Annotated in this window: 18 protein-coding genes; 10 read left to right on the top strand and 8 right to left on the bottom strand. The window is 70.6% G+C overall.

Features of this window, described 5'->3' with window-relative positions; genetic code table 11:
- Positions 1–15: 15 nt before the first annotated feature.
- The 5 genes from O3X23_RS00480 to O3X23_RS00460 all read right to left on the bottom strand — a co-directional run bounded on the left by O3X23_RS00480 (position 16) and on the right by O3X23_RS00460 (position 2473).
- The gene (locus O3X23_RS00480) at positions 16–585 is read right to left on the bottom strand and encodes a phage tail tube protein (protein WP_269268961.1); all 570 of its coding nucleotides are present in this window, start codon (positions 583–585) and stop codon (positions 16–18) included.
- A 77-nt stretch (positions 586–662) separates the two neighbouring features.
- A complete protein-coding gene (locus O3X23_RS00475; protein WP_269268960.1) occupies positions 663–1064 on the bottom strand; it encodes a hypothetical protein in 402 nt (133 codons plus the stop codon).
- 310 nt (positions 1065–1374) lie between these two features.
- Positions 1375–1596, bottom strand: coding sequence for a hypothetical protein (locus O3X23_RS00470; protein ID WP_269268959.1), 222 nt, complete (start codon positions 1594–1596; stop codon positions 1375–1377).
- Positions 1593–2153 (bottom strand): hypothetical protein, encoded by a 561-nt coding sequence (locus tag O3X23_RS00465; protein WP_331283868.1) that lies wholly within the window; start codon positions 2151–2153, stop codon positions 1593–1595. Before O3X23_RS00465 ends, O3X23_RS00470 begins: the two co-directional genes overlap by 4 nt.
- Positions 2150–2473: a WhiB family transcriptional regulator gene (locus tag O3X23_RS00460; RefSeq protein ID WP_269268958.1), complete on the bottom strand. Its 324-nt coding sequence runs from the start codon at positions 2471–2473 to the stop codon at positions 2150–2152. The genes O3X23_RS00465 and O3X23_RS00460 overlap by 4 nt, the downstream gene beginning before the upstream one ends.
- A gap of 357 nt (positions 2474–2830) precedes the next feature.
- Here O3X23_RS00460 and O3X23_RS00455 point away from each other — a divergent pair, with 357 nt between their 5' ends.
- From O3X23_RS00455 to O3X23_RS00445, 3 genes are all read left to right on the top strand, one after another.
- Positions 2831–3238: a helix-turn-helix transcriptional regulator gene (locus tag O3X23_RS00455; protein ID WP_269269209.1), complete on the top strand. Its 408-nt coding sequence runs from the start codon at positions 2831–2833 to the stop codon at positions 3236–3238.
- A gap of 42 nt (positions 3239–3280) precedes the next feature.
- On the top strand, positions 3281–3652 hold the full coding sequence (locus O3X23_RS00450) for a hypothetical protein (RefSeq protein WP_269268957.1): 372 nt from the start codon (positions 3281–3283) through the stop codon (positions 3650–3652).
- A gap of 124 nt (positions 3653–3776) precedes the next feature.
- Entirely contained in the window at positions 3777–4292 is a 516-nt protein-coding gene (locus O3X23_RS00445) for an FBP domain-containing protein (protein ID WP_269268956.1), read from the top strand.
- Here the strand turns inward: O3X23_RS00445 and O3X23_RS00440 are convergent.
- On the bottom strand, positions 4289–4696 hold the full coding sequence (locus O3X23_RS00440; RefSeq protein WP_269268955.1) for an ATP-binding protein: 408 nt from the start codon (positions 4694–4696) through the stop codon (positions 4289–4291). The two genes, O3X23_RS00445 and O3X23_RS00440, sit on opposite strands and share 4 nt — an antisense overlap.
- Positions 4697–4941: 245 nt before the next feature.
- On the opposite strand from O3X23_RS00440, the gene O3X23_RS00435 reads away from it, so the two are divergent.
- Both O3X23_RS00435 and O3X23_RS00430 read left to right on the top strand, forming a co-directional pair.
- Complete coding sequence (locus tag O3X23_RS00435; protein WP_269268954.1) at positions 4942–5823, top strand: helix-turn-helix domain-containing protein; 882 nt, start codon at positions 4942–4944, stop codon at positions 5821–5823.
- 11 nt (positions 5824–5834) lie between these two features.
- A complete protein-coding gene (locus O3X23_RS00430; RefSeq protein ID WP_269268953.1) occupies positions 5835–6035 on the top strand; it encodes a DUF397 domain-containing protein in 201 nt (66 codons plus the stop codon).
- 99 nt (positions 6036–6134) lie between these two features.
- Here O3X23_RS00430 and O3X23_RS00425 read toward each other — a convergent pair whose 3' ends face one another.
- On the bottom strand, positions 6135–6539 hold the full coding sequence (locus O3X23_RS00425; protein WP_269268952.1) for a pyridoxamine 5'-phosphate oxidase family protein: 405 nt from the start codon (positions 6537–6539) through the stop codon (positions 6135–6137).
- An 80-nt stretch (positions 6540–6619) separates the two neighbouring features.
- Between O3X23_RS00425 and clpB the strand changes: the two genes are divergently transcribed.
- Both clpB and O3X23_RS00415 read left to right on the top strand, forming a co-directional pair.
- Positions 6620–9223, top strand: a complete 2604-nt coding sequence (gene clpB, locus O3X23_RS00420) for an ATP-dependent chaperone ClpB (RefSeq protein WP_269269208.1) — start codon at positions 6620–6622, stop codon at positions 9221–9223.
- 51 nt (positions 9224–9274) lie between these two features.
- A complete protein-coding gene (locus O3X23_RS00415; RefSeq protein ID WP_269268951.1) occupies positions 9275–9874 on the top strand; it encodes a YbjN domain-containing protein in 600 nt (199 codons plus the stop codon).
- A 75-nt stretch (positions 9875–9949) separates the two neighbouring features.
- On the opposite strand, the gene O3X23_RS00410 is transcribed toward O3X23_RS00415, so the two are convergent.
- Positions 9950–11164: a hypothetical protein gene (locus O3X23_RS00410; protein WP_269268950.1), complete on the bottom strand. Its 1215-nt coding sequence runs from the start codon at positions 11162–11164 to the stop codon at positions 9950–9952.
- A gap of 280 nt (positions 11165–11444) precedes the next feature.
- Here O3X23_RS00410 and O3X23_RS00405 point away from each other — a divergent pair, with 280 nt between their 5' ends.
- The 3 genes from O3X23_RS00405 (at position 11445) to O3X23_RS00395 (ending at position 14792) form a co-directional block, all read left to right on the top strand.
- On the top strand, positions 11445–12233 hold the full coding sequence (locus O3X23_RS00405; RefSeq protein ID WP_269268948.1) for an ANTAR domain-containing protein: 789 nt from the start codon (positions 11445–11447) through the stop codon (positions 12231–12233).
- Between the two features lie 160 nt (positions 12234–12393).
- The gene (locus O3X23_RS00400) at positions 12394–13560 is read left to right on the top strand and encodes an aminotransferase class I/II-fold pyridoxal phosphate-dependent enzyme (RefSeq protein WP_269268947.1); all 1167 of its coding nucleotides are present in this window, start codon (positions 12394–12396) and stop codon (positions 13558–13560) included.
- Positions 13561–14261: 701 nt separating this feature from the next.
- On the top strand, positions 14262–14792 hold the full coding sequence (locus tag O3X23_RS00395) for a DUF2617 family protein (RefSeq protein WP_269268946.1): 531 nt from the start codon (positions 14262–14264) through the stop codon (positions 14790–14792).
- Positions 14793–14820 lie beyond the last annotated feature (28 nt).

Here is a 14820-nt window from a genome sequence, read left to right as displayed (position 1 = left end):
GGCCCAGGAGATGGATCAGACGTAGGCCGGGTCCTTCATCAGGATCGTGGCCAGCGGCTTGACGTCGTCCAGCGCCAGCGCCGTGAAGGTGACGCCGAGCTTGACCGCGCCGGTGCGGGTCATGGAGAGCTCCTCGGTCTCGGTGACCTGGCCGCGCGGGATGTAGAAGCGGTACGTGGCCGCCGTCCCGTCGGTGAACTCGATGCCCAGCGCCCGCTCGTCCTGCTTCGGGGTGGTGGCCAGGTCGTACTTGAACTGTCCGGCGGGCGTCCCGGCGACCACCGCGTCACCGCCCATGAAGAACGGGAACGTGTCCTTGTTCAGCTGGAGCAGCTGGAACTTCACGGTCAGGTCGCGGTCGGCGTAGATGAAGCGCGCCGGGCTCACCGACTGCCAGGTCTCCACCGGGTCGAGCTTGTCCTTCTTGTTGAACTTGATGCCGTCCGTGGTGGTGTAGCCGAGGTCGCGCCACTTCGTGGCGTCCCAGGCGGCGACGGTGTCGACCGGACCGGCGGTGCCGAGCGGGGCGACGAGGATCCTGCCGGTGCCCGCGACGCGGATCTCGGCGCCGTTGTTGCCTGCCATCAGAACTCCTTCGGGTATGACAAAGGGCCCTGCCGGTCGGCAGAGCCCGATCAAGGGGGTGGTGCGGTGGGGAGGGACTACGCGGGACGTACGGACAGCCGCACCGTGGACAGGTAGCGGTTGCCGTTCGGCCGGTTGTAGTCGGGCAGCCAGCGCGGGCCGTCCGCCTCCGCGAGGTCGGCCACGAAAGCGCCGCCGTACGAGGTGCCGACCACTTCGAGGAGCGCGGCCCGGGCGCTCAGAGCGACGGAGTGTGCCGTCGTCTTGTCCGGGCCGTAGACCTCCAGGTCGACCAGCGGGCGGTCCAGGTGCAGGTCATCGGCCCACGCGCCGCCGGCGCGGGAGATGAGAACGACCTTCTGGGTGCCGTCGAAGCCGGCCGGCGGGCGGTTGTCGACGACGACCCCGGCCAACTCGGCACGGTTCTTGAGGTGATCGACGACGAGCCGTTCGACGTCGGGGAACACGATGGTGCTCACATGGATACTCCGTTCCGAAGAGATCCGAAGAGTGGGACCGGAGGAGCCGGCGGCGCGGCTGCGACCCAGGGGGAGAACTGGACCGCGCCGCCGGCCGGTCGCCCGGAGTCCGGGGGGCGGAGTCCGGGCAACACAAAGCGGCAGGTCCGCCACCCGGTTCCCCGGGCGCAACTCTGCCGCTGCGCCAAGTGTGATCCAGCCTCGCGGATCCCGCAACTCGCTTTCCCAGCAGGCTGATTCGGGTCGGACATAGGACTGCCCCGCCGCGGACGGGATGCGGCGGGGCAGTCGTTCCGGGAGCGCGGAGGAGTCAGCCGGGCTCGTTGTCCGGGCGCGTCCGACCGGTCCTGCGCGTCCGACCGGTCCTGCGCGTCCTGCGCTCGGCGGCGAAGACGTCCTCCAGCCGGAAGAGCTGTGCCCGTCCCTGCTTGCCGGCCGGTACGAGGTACCGGAGCTGGACCCACTTACGGATGGTCGCCTGGCTGACGGAGACTTCGGCCGACGCGAGGTCGGCGGTGATCAGGGACGTCATCGGGCGGCCTCCACCGGGAGGTCGGTGGCGTTCCAGCCGTGCCGGAACGCCGGGGTGTCGCCGCACGGGCAGGCGTCGTCCGGGCAGCGGCACGCCGGGTTCGCGCACAGCACCGTGCCCCGCTCGGGAAACGCGCGCAGCGACACCGAGTCGCAGAACGGGCAGCGGCCGGGGATTCGCACGATCTGCTCCGGATCCCCGAGCGCCCGGGCGCAGCGCCGCGCCATCCGCCGCGCCTCGTCCAGGACATGGGCGGAGAGGTCCGGGTCCTGGTCGATACGGTCGAGGAGTCCGGCGATGCGCCGGAGCCGGTCCGGTACGGAGACGGGTCGTGCGGCCCGCAGCCCGAGCCGTTCGCGGACGGCCTCCTCCAACTCGGTGACGCCGTCCGCGATGTCGCGGATGGTGTCGGAGATGTGGATCCTCATCGGAGCGGTCCCGCCTCCCGACGGCGCGGAGCCGCGCGGCCCGGTGCGCCGCTGCGCGCTCGGCACCAACTCTTCGATCAGTGCGGGGTATTGGCGGACCAGGGACTCGACCCACATGCCGGCGCTCACCACGACTCCTCGATAGCGGCCACCGTGTACGCATCGGTGGTGCGGGACTGCCGCACCTCGCGCCCGTTGCGCCACAACCGGCCACCGCTCACCCCGTCGAACCAGCTGTGCGCGGGGTCGACGACGGCTTCGCACTCCCGCCGGATCGAGCACTGATTGCAGGCGCGCAACACATCGGTCGCTTCGGAGCGTCGTAGGGCAAATACGGACTGTGGTGGCAGATCCAGGCAGGCGGCGGACAGCCGCCAGTCGGCAGCATGCTCACTTATGGGAAAAACCGGGGTTGAAGTGGGTTTATCGGCGTACGCGGTCCTGTTCACAAGTAACCCTTCCCGACGATCTCGAACGCGAGTTCGAAAAATGCGGACGTGGATGCAGGATTGCTTGTTGCGAGCCCGCGCGCAAGTGAATGACCATGGTTGCCCCCTCAACCGGCCAATGAACCGTGAGATCCGGCCACTTGGGTTCGCGGAAGTTCGGCGGGCCGCCCCAAGACTGTGCGACCTCGCACTCCTAACGTGCGCGTGCGCGCGATAACCTGCCGGTGCGACCGAGGGGAGAACAACGACATGGGGTCCACTGCGCGGACCGGCAGCGTGCGCCCGGCAGACACGCCTGCCCGCACCGAATCCCGGGCTACCGGCCTGGAAGAATTCGCCACCTGGCTCGAACGGATCATGCGCTCGCGCGGCTACGACATCGACAGCCCGCGGGGCGGCGGCAAGTCCAAACTCGCCGATGACGCGGGCGTGCACCGGGCAGCGGTCAGCCGGCTGCTCCAGCGGCAGAGCATGCCCGACCTCGACACGATGCGGCGGCTCTCCGCGGTCCTGGAGGTGCCGCTGCGGGACGTCCTCATCCGCTCGGGGAAGCTCTCCGAGACCGATCTGCCGATCCATCCCGCCCCGGGCGAGGCCGGAGGCGGGACGGGTGCCAGGCCGGGAGACGGGTCGGGCACCGATCAGGAGCCCACGCTCACCCCGGAGGAAGCTGCGCGCAGAATGGGGGTGCCTGCGGCGTTGCAGGAGATGTTCGTCAAGGTAGCCCGGCAGTTCCTTCCCGTGGCCGAACCGGGGGAGACCTGACGTCGACAGTTCTCGGGGGAGAACGGGGTGAGAGGTGGGGGAATGGGCCGGCCCGGAGACGAACCCGAGCATCCGCAGGACGAGGTGTCCCTGGCGCTGGGCCGGCTGCTCGTCGAACTGGGGGAGAAGATCCAGCGCTCCGGTGTGGACGGGGTCCGGATCCTCGCCTCGGCGGAGATCGAGGCGCGCGACCTCACCTGGTTCCGCGCCGGCTGGGACGAACACGCCCGCAGTGTCGACGGTGACCCCGGCGAACGGCCGGAGGCGGCGGAACCGCCGGACCCGAAGCTGAAACTGGTCCGCTTCCTCGAGTCGAGCCCCCACCCGCTCCCGATCGTCGGAGCGGAGGGGGCTCCCGCCCGCCAGTTGATGCCGCACCGCCCCCGCCCTCGTCCCCGGCGGCGGGACGAGTAGAGCGCCGGTGCGGAGCGTTCAGGGCCTTGAAGGACCCGGTCGCTCCACGGACCGACCGGTGGGGGCGGGGGCGGACGGAATATCCGGACGACACGTCCGGACCCGGCTGTTAGCGTCGGTTCACATGGAACCGCTCGTCGAACAGCAGATCCGTGCCTCCTTCGTGAACTGTTCCAAGGGAGAAGCACGCCGCCTCAACCTGCCCCGGGACTTCGCCGACCTGCCGTGGTCGGACCTCGACTTCCTGGGCTGGCGCGACCCCGGAGCCCCGGACCGCGGTTACCTGGTGGCAGCCCACGCGGGGGAGCTCACGGGGATCACCCTGCGCAGCGCCGGCGGAGCCCGTCGCAACATGCTGCGTACGAGCCTCTGCTCGATCTGCGTCACCAGCCACGCGAGCGGCGGCGTCGACCTGCTCGTCGCCCCGAAGGCCGGCCCCGAGGGCCGCAACGGCAACACGATCGGCACGTACGTCTGCGCCGACCTGGCGTGTTCGCTGTACGTGCGGGGGAAGAAGAAGATCGCGACGGTCCAGCGGTTCGAGGAGACCCTCACCCTGGACGAGCAGATCGCCCGGACCGTCCGGAACCTGGATGTGTTCCTGGCCAAGGTCCTGGCGGACGGCGAAGCGGCGGCCTAACGTCCGTCCAGTTCGAACCAGACGCCCTTGCCGGGCCCCGGCCCGTGCCGGCACACCCCCCACGCCGTCGCGCACGCGCTGAGCAGCGGCAGCCCGCGCCCGTGCTCCGCCTCGCACCCGGGCCGGGGGTGCGGCTCCGGCAGCTCCGGCGCGTCATCGGTGACGAGCACCCGCAGCGCGCCGGGCGTCGCGCACTCGGCGAAGAGGGTCAGCCGCGCCTGCGTTCCCGCCCTGCGGCAGGCGAGCACGGCGTTCGTGACCACCTCGGACGTCAGCAGTAACGCGACGTCGGCCAGCGCCGGGCTGCCCGCGGCGGCGAGCAGCGTACGGACGCCCTCGCGGGCGGAGCGGACCCATACGGGGTCGGGCGGGAAGACGAGCGAGAAGTCGGTTCCATGCGTCATGGGTTCGCGCTTCCGTGGGGCGGGGGCCCACGCGGGGATGGTGGCTCTGCCTCCCCCAACTAGCCCTGGGAGAGATGCACGTCCGGTCCGTCGCGGAGGGCGGGTCGCCTACGAAAATAGGGACAGCTTCCGTAGAGTTACAAGTGTGTCCGTGGAATACAACCCGCAAGAGTGACGTGTGTGTTGATCGGTGGATCGAGGGTTCCCGGACGTGCAGACTGCCCTCGGTCACGAGGAGGGTTCACATGCCGCCGAGGAGTACCCCGAGCGAGCGCCAGCGAAGACTGGGAGTCGAGCTGAGGAAGTTGCGGAGCCACGTCGGGATGGCCGGCGACGCGGCAAGCGCGGTGCTGGGTGTGGAGCGGACGCGCATCAGCCACATCGAGGCGGGCCGGGTCGACGTTCCGCGCAACGGTCTGTACAAGCTGTTGCGCGCCTACGGCTGTGCGGAGGGTCCCCTCTTCGACGGTTTGATGGAGATGGCACAGGAACGGGGTAGGGGTTGGTGGGACGAGTTCCGCGATGTGGTTGCCCCGGTGGCCGCCGACCTTGCGGAGCTGGAGTCACGGTCGGCTGGAATTCGCATCCACGAGTCCCTCATCGTGCCCGGCCTACTGCAGACCGCCGACTACGCACGGGCGGTGATCTCGGAGTCCGAACATGACGCGGAACGGGTAGAGCGGTACGTGGACTTCCGCTTGGCCCGACAGGGCATCCTGGCAGCGCCCTCCGCGGTCACCTACCGGGCGATCATCCACGAGGCGGCGCTGCACACCCGCGTCGGCGGCGCGAAGACCATGCGCCGACAGCTACTGCGGCTGATCGAGGCCGCGAGACAGCCCAACGTATTCGTGCAGGTCTTCCCGTATGAGGCGGGCGTATATTCGGCCTTCAGCCGCTCCTTCGGGATCTTTGGCGGGGCCACCTCGGGACTGGACACCGTCCATCTGGAGCACCCACTGAACTCCGTGTTCTTGCGGGATGGCCAGCACCTCGACGAATACGCGAAGATGTTCGAAAGGCTGTCGGTGCTGGCGCTCGACCCGGTGGATCCGGAGTCCGAGCCGGAGTCGCACGAGTCCCGGGACTCGTTGAGTCTCATCCAGCACGTCATGTACAGCATGTGAGAAGGGGTCAGATGTCCGAACTCGCGTGGCAGAAGTCCTCGTTCAGCGGTGGCGGCAACGGCGACTGCCTCGAGGTGGCCACCGGCGCCGCCGGATCCGTCCATCTCCGGGAGAGTGACGACCCGCAGGCCGTCGTCACGACCACCCCCGCCGCCCTCCGCGTACTCCTCAGCGCCGCGAAGGCCGGAGCCTTCGACCACCTCGCGCGCTGAGCCGCTACTCCGTGGCGGTGAACCAGGCACCTGCTGGGCGCGGACCAGCCGGGGGGCCATGACGTAGCAGGACGAGCTTGAGGGGCCGGGCGGGTCAGGTCAGGCTCTGCCCATCGCGCGGGTCAGCGCGATCTCGATGACGACGCGGTCGGGGTTGAAGGCGGGCGTCCGCGTGTAGCGCTCGGCGTAGCGGCGGACGGCGTCGGCGACGCGTTCGGGATCCGTAACGACGGTCGCGATGCCCTCCAGGGTGGCCCAGCGCCCCCTGTCGACCTGGCAGGCCGCCACCCGGGCTCCGCCCGGCCCCGCCGCCAGGATGTTCGCGACCTTGCGGCTCGCCTTGTTGGTGATGACGCGGGCGAGGCCGGCCTCGGGGTCGTAGGTCACGCCGACCGCGACCACGTGCGGGCTGCCGTCGGGCCGTGGTGTCGTGAGGGTGCACAGGTGGTATTCGCGCCAGAAGGACAGGTACGCGGATTCGGGGTTGCGTAGGTCTCGGGCCATGGGAATGCACGGTACCGTTCCAGGGTTGAGTGACATAGACTCAACTTGACTGAGCGATCGAACAGGAGGTTCAGGTGGCCGTGGAAGCGGAGCTGACCAACAAGAGCCGGGAAGCGCTGAACGCCGCGAACGCGCACGCGGTGTCCGCGGGGAACCCGGACCTCACCCCCGCACATCTGCTGCTCGCCCTGCTGGGCGGAGCCGACAACGAGAACATCGTGGACCTGCTGGCGGCGGTCGGCGCCGACGCGGGGGAGCTGCGCGCGGGTGCCGAGCGGCTGGTCGCCGCGCTGCCCGTGGTCCAGGGCGCCACGGTCGCGCCCCCGCAGGCCAACCGTGACCTGCTGGCCGTCGTCGCGGACGCGTCGCAGCGCGCCAAGGACCTCGGGGACGACTACATCTCGACCGAGCACCTGCTCATCGGCATCGCCGTCAAGGGCGGCCAGTCCGGTGATCTGCTCACCAAGCGGGGCGCCACGGCCAAGAAGCTGCTGGACGCCTTCGAGTCCGCCCGGGGAGGGCAACGCGTGACCAGCCAGGATCCCGAGGGCACCTACAAGGCGCTCGAGAAGTACGGCACCGACTTCACCGCCGCCGCCCGCGAGGGCAAGCTCGACCCGGTCATCGGCCGTGACCAGGAGATCCGCCGGGTCGTCCAGGTGCTCTCCCGCCGCACCAAGAACAACCCGGTGCTGATCGGCGAGCCCGGCGTCGGCAAGACCGCCGTCGTCGAGGGCCTCGCGCAGCGCATCGTCAAGGGCGACGTGCCCGAGTCGCTGCGCAACAAGCGGCTGGTCTCGCTGGACCTCGGGGCGATGGTCGCGGGCGCCAAGTACCGCGGCGAGTTCGAGGAGCGGCTGAAGGCGGTGCTCTCCGAGATCAAGGAGAGCGACGGCCGCGTCATCACCTTCATCGACGAGCTCCACACGGTCGTCGGCGCGGGCGCCGGCGGCGACTCCGCGATGGACGCGGGCAACATGCTCAAGCCCATGCTGGCCCGCGGCGAGCTGCGGATGGTCGGCGCCACCACGCTCGACGAGTACCGCGAGCGCATCGAGAAGGACCCGGCGCTGGAGCGCCGCTTCCAGCAGGTGCTGGTGGCCGAGCCGTCCGTCGAGGACACCATCGCGATCCTGCGCGGGCTCAAGGGCCGGTACGAGGCGCACCACAAGGTGCAGATCGCGGACTCGGCGCTGGTGGCCGCCGCCACCCTGTCGAACCGGTACATCACCTCCCGGTTCCTGCCGGACAAGGCCATCGACCTGGTCGACGAGGCCGCGTCCCGGCTCCGGATGGAGATCGACTCCTCGCCCGTCGCGATCGACGAGCTGCAGCGCGCCGTCGACCGGCTGCGCATGGAGGAGATGGCGCTCAAGAACGAGACCGACCCCGCCTCCGTCCAGCGGCTGGAGAAGCTGCGCAAGGACCTCGCCGACAAGGAGGAGGAGCTGCGCGGCCTGACCGCCCGCTGGGAGAAGGAGAAGGAGGGCCTCAACCGCGTCGGCGCCATCAAGGAGAGCCTGGACGAGGTGAACACCGACATCGAGCGCGCCCAGCGGGACGGCGACTTCGAGGCGGCGTCCAAGCTGCTCTACGGCGAGAAGCCGCGGCTGGAGGCCGAGCTGGCGGAGGCCACCGAGGCCGAGGCGGCCGCCTCCAAGGACACCATGGTCAAGGACGAGGTCGGTCCCGACGACATCGCCGACGTCGTCGGCGCCTGGACCGGCATCCCGGCCGGCCGGCTGCTGGAGGGCGAGACCCAGAAGCTGCTGCGCATGGAGGACGAGCTGGGCCGCCGGCTCATCGGCCAGACCGAGGCCGTCCGCTCCGTCTCCGACGCGGTGCGCCGCTCGCGCTCCGGCATCGCCGACCCCGACCGGCCCACCGGCTCGTTCCTCTTCCTCGGCCCCACCGGCGTCGGCAAGACCGAGTTGGCGAAGGCGCTGGCCGACTTCCTCTTCGACGACGAGCGCGCCATGGTCCGCATCGACATGAGCGAGTACGGCGAGAAGCACTCCGTCGCCCGCCTCGTCGGCGCCCCGCCCGGCTACATCGGCTACGAGGAGGGCGGCCAGCTCACCGAGGCCGTCCGGCGGCGCCCGTACAGCGTCGTGCTGCTGGACGAGGTCGAGAAGGCGCACCACGACGTCTTCGACGTGCTGCTCCAGGTGCTCGACGACGGGCGGCTCACCGACGGCCAGGGCCGTACGGTCGACTTCCGCAACGCGATCCTCATCCTGACGTCGAACCTCGGCAGTCAGTACCTGGTCGACCCGGTGCTCGGGGACGCCGAGAAGAAGGAGAGCGTCCTGGAGACCGTGCGGATGTCCTTCAAGCCGGAGTTCCTGAACCGGCTCGACGACATCGTGGTCTTCAGCGCGCTGTCCAAGGGCGAGCTGCGGCACATCGCCCGGCTGCAGACCGACCTGCTCGCCGAGCGCCTGCGCGAACGCCGGCTGGTCCTTGAGGTCACCGACGCCGCCCTGGACTGGCTCGCCGAGGAGGGCAACGACCCCGCCTACGGCGCGCGGCCGCTGCGCCGCCTCGTGCAGACCGCGATCGGCGACCCGCTGGCACGGGCGATCCTGTCGGGGGAGGTCGTCGACGGCGACACCGTCCGGGTCGACCGTGCGGGCGAGGGCCTGATCGTGGGCCCGGCGCCGTCCCTGTCCAAGGCGGTCTGAGCCCACAACCTCCGGCGTGGATCCGCCGGGGGTTGCCAGACCCCTCGGCGCATGGGGGAGGATGGCAGGAATCCGTACGAAGGGAACTCCACGGTGAGCATCGATCCGTCCTCGATTCCGAATTTCGGGGGCCAGCCGGACCCCGAGCAGAACGGCCCCGCTGCCAGCGCGGTCATCCCCGACCAGGACCTGGTCAAGCAGCTGCTCGAACAGATGGAGCTGAAGTTCGTCGTCGACGACGAGGGCGACCTCGCGGCGCCGTGGGAGGAATTCCGCGCCTACTTCATGTTCCGCGGCGAGGAGGACCAGCAGATCTTCGCGGTCCGGACCTTCTACGACCGGCCATACACCGTTGATGACAAGCCGCAGCTGCACGAGGTCATCGACGACTGGAACCGCCGCACCCTGTGGCCGAAGGTCTACACGCACACGCACGACGACGGCTCCGTCCGCCTCATCGGCGAGGCGCAGATGCTGATCGGCCTGGGCGTCAACCTGGAGCACTTCGTCTCCAGCACGGTCAGCTGGGTACGCGCCTCGATCGAGTTCGACAAGTGGGTCGTCGAGACCCTCGGACTGGAGAAGGCCGTCGACACCGACGCCGACGGCGGCCCCCAGGACGACGAAGGCACCAACGGCGACAACGCCTGACGCGTCCGTCCCAGAGCGCGGATCAGACCAGAGCGCGGATCAGATCGGCTCGATCGGTTCGATCGGCTCAGCTGCTCAGATCGGCGCGGAGACGACCGTCAGCAGGTACGTCCCGTAGAAGAACGAGAGCCCGGCCAGCGCGGCCACCGCTACGGCGGCGGTGCGTGGCCGGGCTTTCGCCAGTGCCAGGGCGGCCGGGATCAGCAGCGGGAAGGCCGGCAGCAGGAAGCGCGGCTTGGATCCGAAGTAGTGCGAACCGCCCAGTGCGATGATCACGAGCACCCCGGCGTAGACCGCCAGCGGCAGCGGGATCCGCTCCAGCAGCGCCAGTGCGAGCAGCACGAGCGCGGCGGCGATGATCGCCACGACCATGTAGCTCATGAGCCGGTCGCCGCCGAGGATCAGGTGTCTGACGTACTCCAGGGAGTCGCGGCCGAAGTCGAACCGCGAGCCCCAGCGGCCCTGCACGTCGAAGTACCCCAGCGGCCGGCCCGTCTGCAGCCCGACCCAGCCGACGTACCCGCACCAGCCCAGCGGCGCGACGAGCACGGCCGCCCACGCCGCGCGTTCCTGCGGCTGCCCCGCACGGCGGCGGCTCCAGGCGTCGGCGACGACGGTGGCGGCCACGGCGGCCGCCACCGCGATGCCGCTCGGGCGGGCCAGCCCGGCGAGCAGCGCCAGCGCGCCCGCGGCGAGCCACCGCCGGATGAGCAGCGCGTGGAGTGCCCAGGCGGCGCAGGCGGTCAGCAGCGGCTCGGTGTACGCCATCGTCAGCACGACGGAGTGCGGCAGCAGCCCCCACAGCAGCACCAGGGTGATCCCGGCCCGCCGGCCGTGCAGCCGCTCGCCGATCGCGTAGATCCCCCAGGCGGCCAGGGCGGCCGCGGTCCAGGCGATCAGCAGGGCCGTGTTGATCCGGCCGATGGGCAGGACGGCGGAACCGGCCTTGATCAGCGCCGGGTAGAGCGGGAAGAACGCCAGGTCGCTGAAGCTCATGCCCTGGGTGCCGGCGGACGGGAAGAACGTCCCATAGCCCCATTCGGCGATCCGCTCGGACCAGCGCGCGTCCCAGCTCTGCCCGAACAGACTGCGCGGATGCAGTCCGACCCGCAGCGCCCACGCCGTCACCAGTACGGCCCCGACCAGCCGGGTGACGGCGAAGAGGATCAGCGCGGGGGCGGCCCGGCGCAGGGAGCCGTGCCGGACGGGTGCGCGGTCGGGCGGCGCGTCGCGCTCGGGCTGCGACCCGGTGGCTCGGGGGCTGGACGAGACCGGCTCGGCCGTGTGCACCGCACCGCTCCTTTCGGGCCCGGTCGGGGCGCCGTCGGGTCCGACCGGCTCCAGCTCGGAGCGGCGGGTATGACGGTACGACTATGCGCGCTCATGCGCTGATAGTCCTGCGCGCAACGTGCTGCCGTGCGCACGCCGAGTAGCATTCACCCACTCGGCGGAGACCCTTGCCCGGTCCGGGGGCCGGGGGCATTCTGGAATCGAACGGTGTCGCAAGAGGGCTTTGGCGGAACATCGTTGGGCGCGGACACCACAGCGTCAGCTCAAGGGGAAGCGCGTCATGGTGGATTCCAAGGTCACCGACCTGATCCGGGTCCTGGTGCTGAGTGGCGGTCAGGGACCCCCGCGGGACTGGGCCCGGCTCTGCGCGCAGGTGCTCGACGTGGACGGTATAGCGATCTCGGTGGCCTCGAACGGCACGGAACTGCTGTGGTTCAGCGACGAGGAGAGCGCCCGCCTCGACGACCTGCAGTTCACGCTCGGCGAAGGCCCCAGCGTGGAGGCGTCCCGGGACGGATCGTTGAACCTGGAGTCGAATCTGGAGCGCGCGTTCGGGGAGCGCTGGCCCGCCTTCGTCCCCGCCGCGGTCGACTCCGGGGTGTGCGCGGTCTTCGCCTTCCCGCTGCGCCTCGGGGCGGTCTGCTTCGGCGCGATGACCGGCCACCGGCACCGGTCGGGGCCGCTGGGCGAACAGGCCGTCGCGGACGCGCTGACCATCGCCGACGCGATGGCCGTCTACCTGCTGGCCCTGGGGCCGCGCGAGACGGGCCCCGCCGCTCTCGCGGGCGGAGCGGGGGCCGGTCACCCCACGGGCAGGGGAGGCGAAGACACCGGTGACAACGGGGCCGGCGGCTTCGGGACCGGCTTCCCGACCGGGTTCGGGGACCTGCACCGCGCGGAGGTGCACCAGGCGGCCGGCATCAGCAGCCTCCGACTGGACGTGCCGCTGCCGGAGGCCCTGGTGCGGCTGCGCGCCTACGCGTACGCCGCGGAGCGGCCCATCCTCGATGTCGCCCGCGACATCATCGGCAACCGCCTGTATCTGACGCGCGACCCGGGGACGCCGTGACGGACGGTCCGGGGACGGACTCGCGCACGGCATCGTCAACGGCGGATTCCAGCCCGAACGGGTGCGGTAGTCCCCCTGCGGACCGGCCCCCGCCGCCTATCGTGAGCCTTCTGCCGTGGGTTCGGACGGGCTCGCGTGGGCGCAGGGACGTGGGGAACGCATGGGTGAGTGGAGTCCGGCCGCGCGGGTGCGGGGCGTCGGAACGTCGATCTTCACCGAGATGACGGAGCTGGCCAGAAGGACCGGGGCGGTCAACCTGGGGCAGGGGGTACCGGAGCTGGACAGCCCCGCGACGCTGCTCAAGGACGTGGCGGACGCGGTGCTCGCGGGCACTAACCAGTACCCGCCCGCCACCGGCTTCCCGGCGCTGCGCACCGCTGTCGCCGAACACCAGCTGCGCCGCTACGGGCTCGACTACCGGCCGGACGGCGAGGTGCTGGTCACCACCGGTGCCACCGAGGCCATCGCGGCGGCGCTGCTCGCGCTCTGCGACCCAGGGGACGAGATCCTGGCCTTCGACCCCTGCTACGACGCCTATCCCGCCGCCGCCCGGCTCAGCGGGGCCACCCTGGTCGGCGTCCCGCTGGAGGCCGACGGCGACGGCTTCGCCATGAACGCCGACGCGCTGCGCGCCGCCGTGACGCCCAGGACCCGCGTCCTGGTGCTCAACACCCCGCACAACCCGGTGGGCAAGGTGTTCACGGCCGCGGAACTGGAAGCGATCGCCGAGGTCTGCCAGGAGCACTCGCTCATCGTGGTGACCGACGAGGTGTACGAGCACCTGGTCTACGACGGGACCCCGCACCGGACGATCGCCGCGCTGCCCGGCATGCGGGAACGGACGCTGGTCATCTCCTCGGCGGGCAAGACCTTCAACGTCACCGGCTGGAAGATCGGCTGGATCTGCGGTCCGGCCCCGCTCGTCGCCGCGGTCGGCTCCGTCAAGCAGTTCCTCACCTACGCCTCCGGCACCCCGTACCAGGAGGCGCTGGCCCGGATGCTCGGCTCCGTCGAGGAGTGGGCGGCGGAGCTGCGCGGCACCCTGCGCACCAACCGCGACCTGCTCAGCGACGGTCTGCGGCAGGCCGGGCTGCGCCCGTACCGCGCGGAGGCCGGGTACTTCCTGCAGGCGGACGTGCGGCCCTGGGGCTATCAGGACGGCGTCACGTTCTGCCGGGAACTGCCGGAACGGGCGGGCGTCGTCGCCATTCCGACGTCGGCGTTCTACCAGGAGCGGGACGCTCCCTCCTGGCTGGTCCGATTTTCGTTCTGCAAGCGCGAGGAATCGGTACGCGCCGCGGTCGACCAGCTGGTCCGGGCGCGCTGAGTTCGCGTCGAAGGAAATTCGAACCTCTGGACTTCCTCAACTCTGCTTTCGGGCGGATTCGGCGGGGGCATCACCGTCGCACGAAGAAAGTCACAGCTCACGAAGACGGGGGGCGGGGAAGATGAGTGCATTCCTCGTTGGTCTGATCGCACTGGTCGTCATCATCGCCGTGGCGGTGCAGTTGCGCGGCAGGCGCCGCGCGGCGGACGCGCGCGGGGCACGGAGGCGCGGCCGGGGCCGTGCGCGTGCGAGCGCCACGGCAGGCGGCGGCAGCAGTTGGTGGGCCTTCGGTGACTCGGACGGAGGGGGCTCCGGCGGCGGCCATCACGGCGGGGGCGGCCACGGGGGCGGCCACCACTCGTGCGGCGGCGGGCATTCCTGCGGCGGGGGTTCGTCCTGCGGGGGTGGCGGGGGCTGCGGCAGCAGCTGATCGATGGAATTGCGCGTGGCCCATGGCCATTCGCATATGCGCCCGGCGGAACCGTCACCCGCCGGGCGCTGTTTTAGTGAACACCTGAACCGATACGCGCTCTTGGGGATGTAAAGCGCCCGCAGTTGGGTAAAAGGCTGGGGGCACCCCGCGTTTCATGATTCCGTATCTACCGGACCCCACGTGGGCACGAGCCGACGTACGTTCCCGCCAGATCCCCCCAACTGTGCGGGTCGGCCCATCATCCACTGCGTGCTTGCGGAGCCGATCCATGCTCACCACTCTCCAGACCGCTTACACCGATACCCGTGCCGGAGACCTGGCCTGGTGCCTGGGCAAGGAAGCGCTACCCGCGCTCGCCGTGCTCGACCTCCGGCTCGGCGGCGCGGACCAGCCCCCACTCCGGGTGCAGATGCGTCTACTCGGAGCCTCCCACCAGGTACTCATCGACTCCATCGACTCCGACGACGGCGGTTGTTCGGAAACCGTCGCCTGCATCCCGGGAAGTCAGACCCCGCTTCCTTTTGGTGTCGCCAAACGGATCGGCGGATGGGACTACGAATTCGCCGCACGTGTCGAGACGTTGTCGCGCGGTTCCTTCGCGGGCCGCGCGCAGGAACTGCTCGCCCTCGTCGCGGACCATCCGCACGGCCTCGCGGGGACGTTTCCCGGGGATCCGCACGCGTTCACCGCCATGCTCGTCCAGCACAGTGAGGGCAGCGTCCGGTGGCGCACCTGGCACGCTTACCCGCAGGAAGGGCGGTTGGTCGCGACGAGGTCGCGCATCAGTGCCCTTCCCTAGCCGCGGGGGGCGCGGCGGGCCCCGGGGC

Origin of the sequence: Streptomyces sp. H39-S7 (assembly GCF_027158205.1) — a bacterium.
Lineage (GTDB): Bacteria > Actinomycetota > Actinomycetes > Streptomycetales > Streptomycetaceae > Actinacidiphila.
The sequence above is the reverse complement of the archived record's forward strand: the minus strand, read 5'-3'. Positions and strand labels throughout refer to the sequence as shown.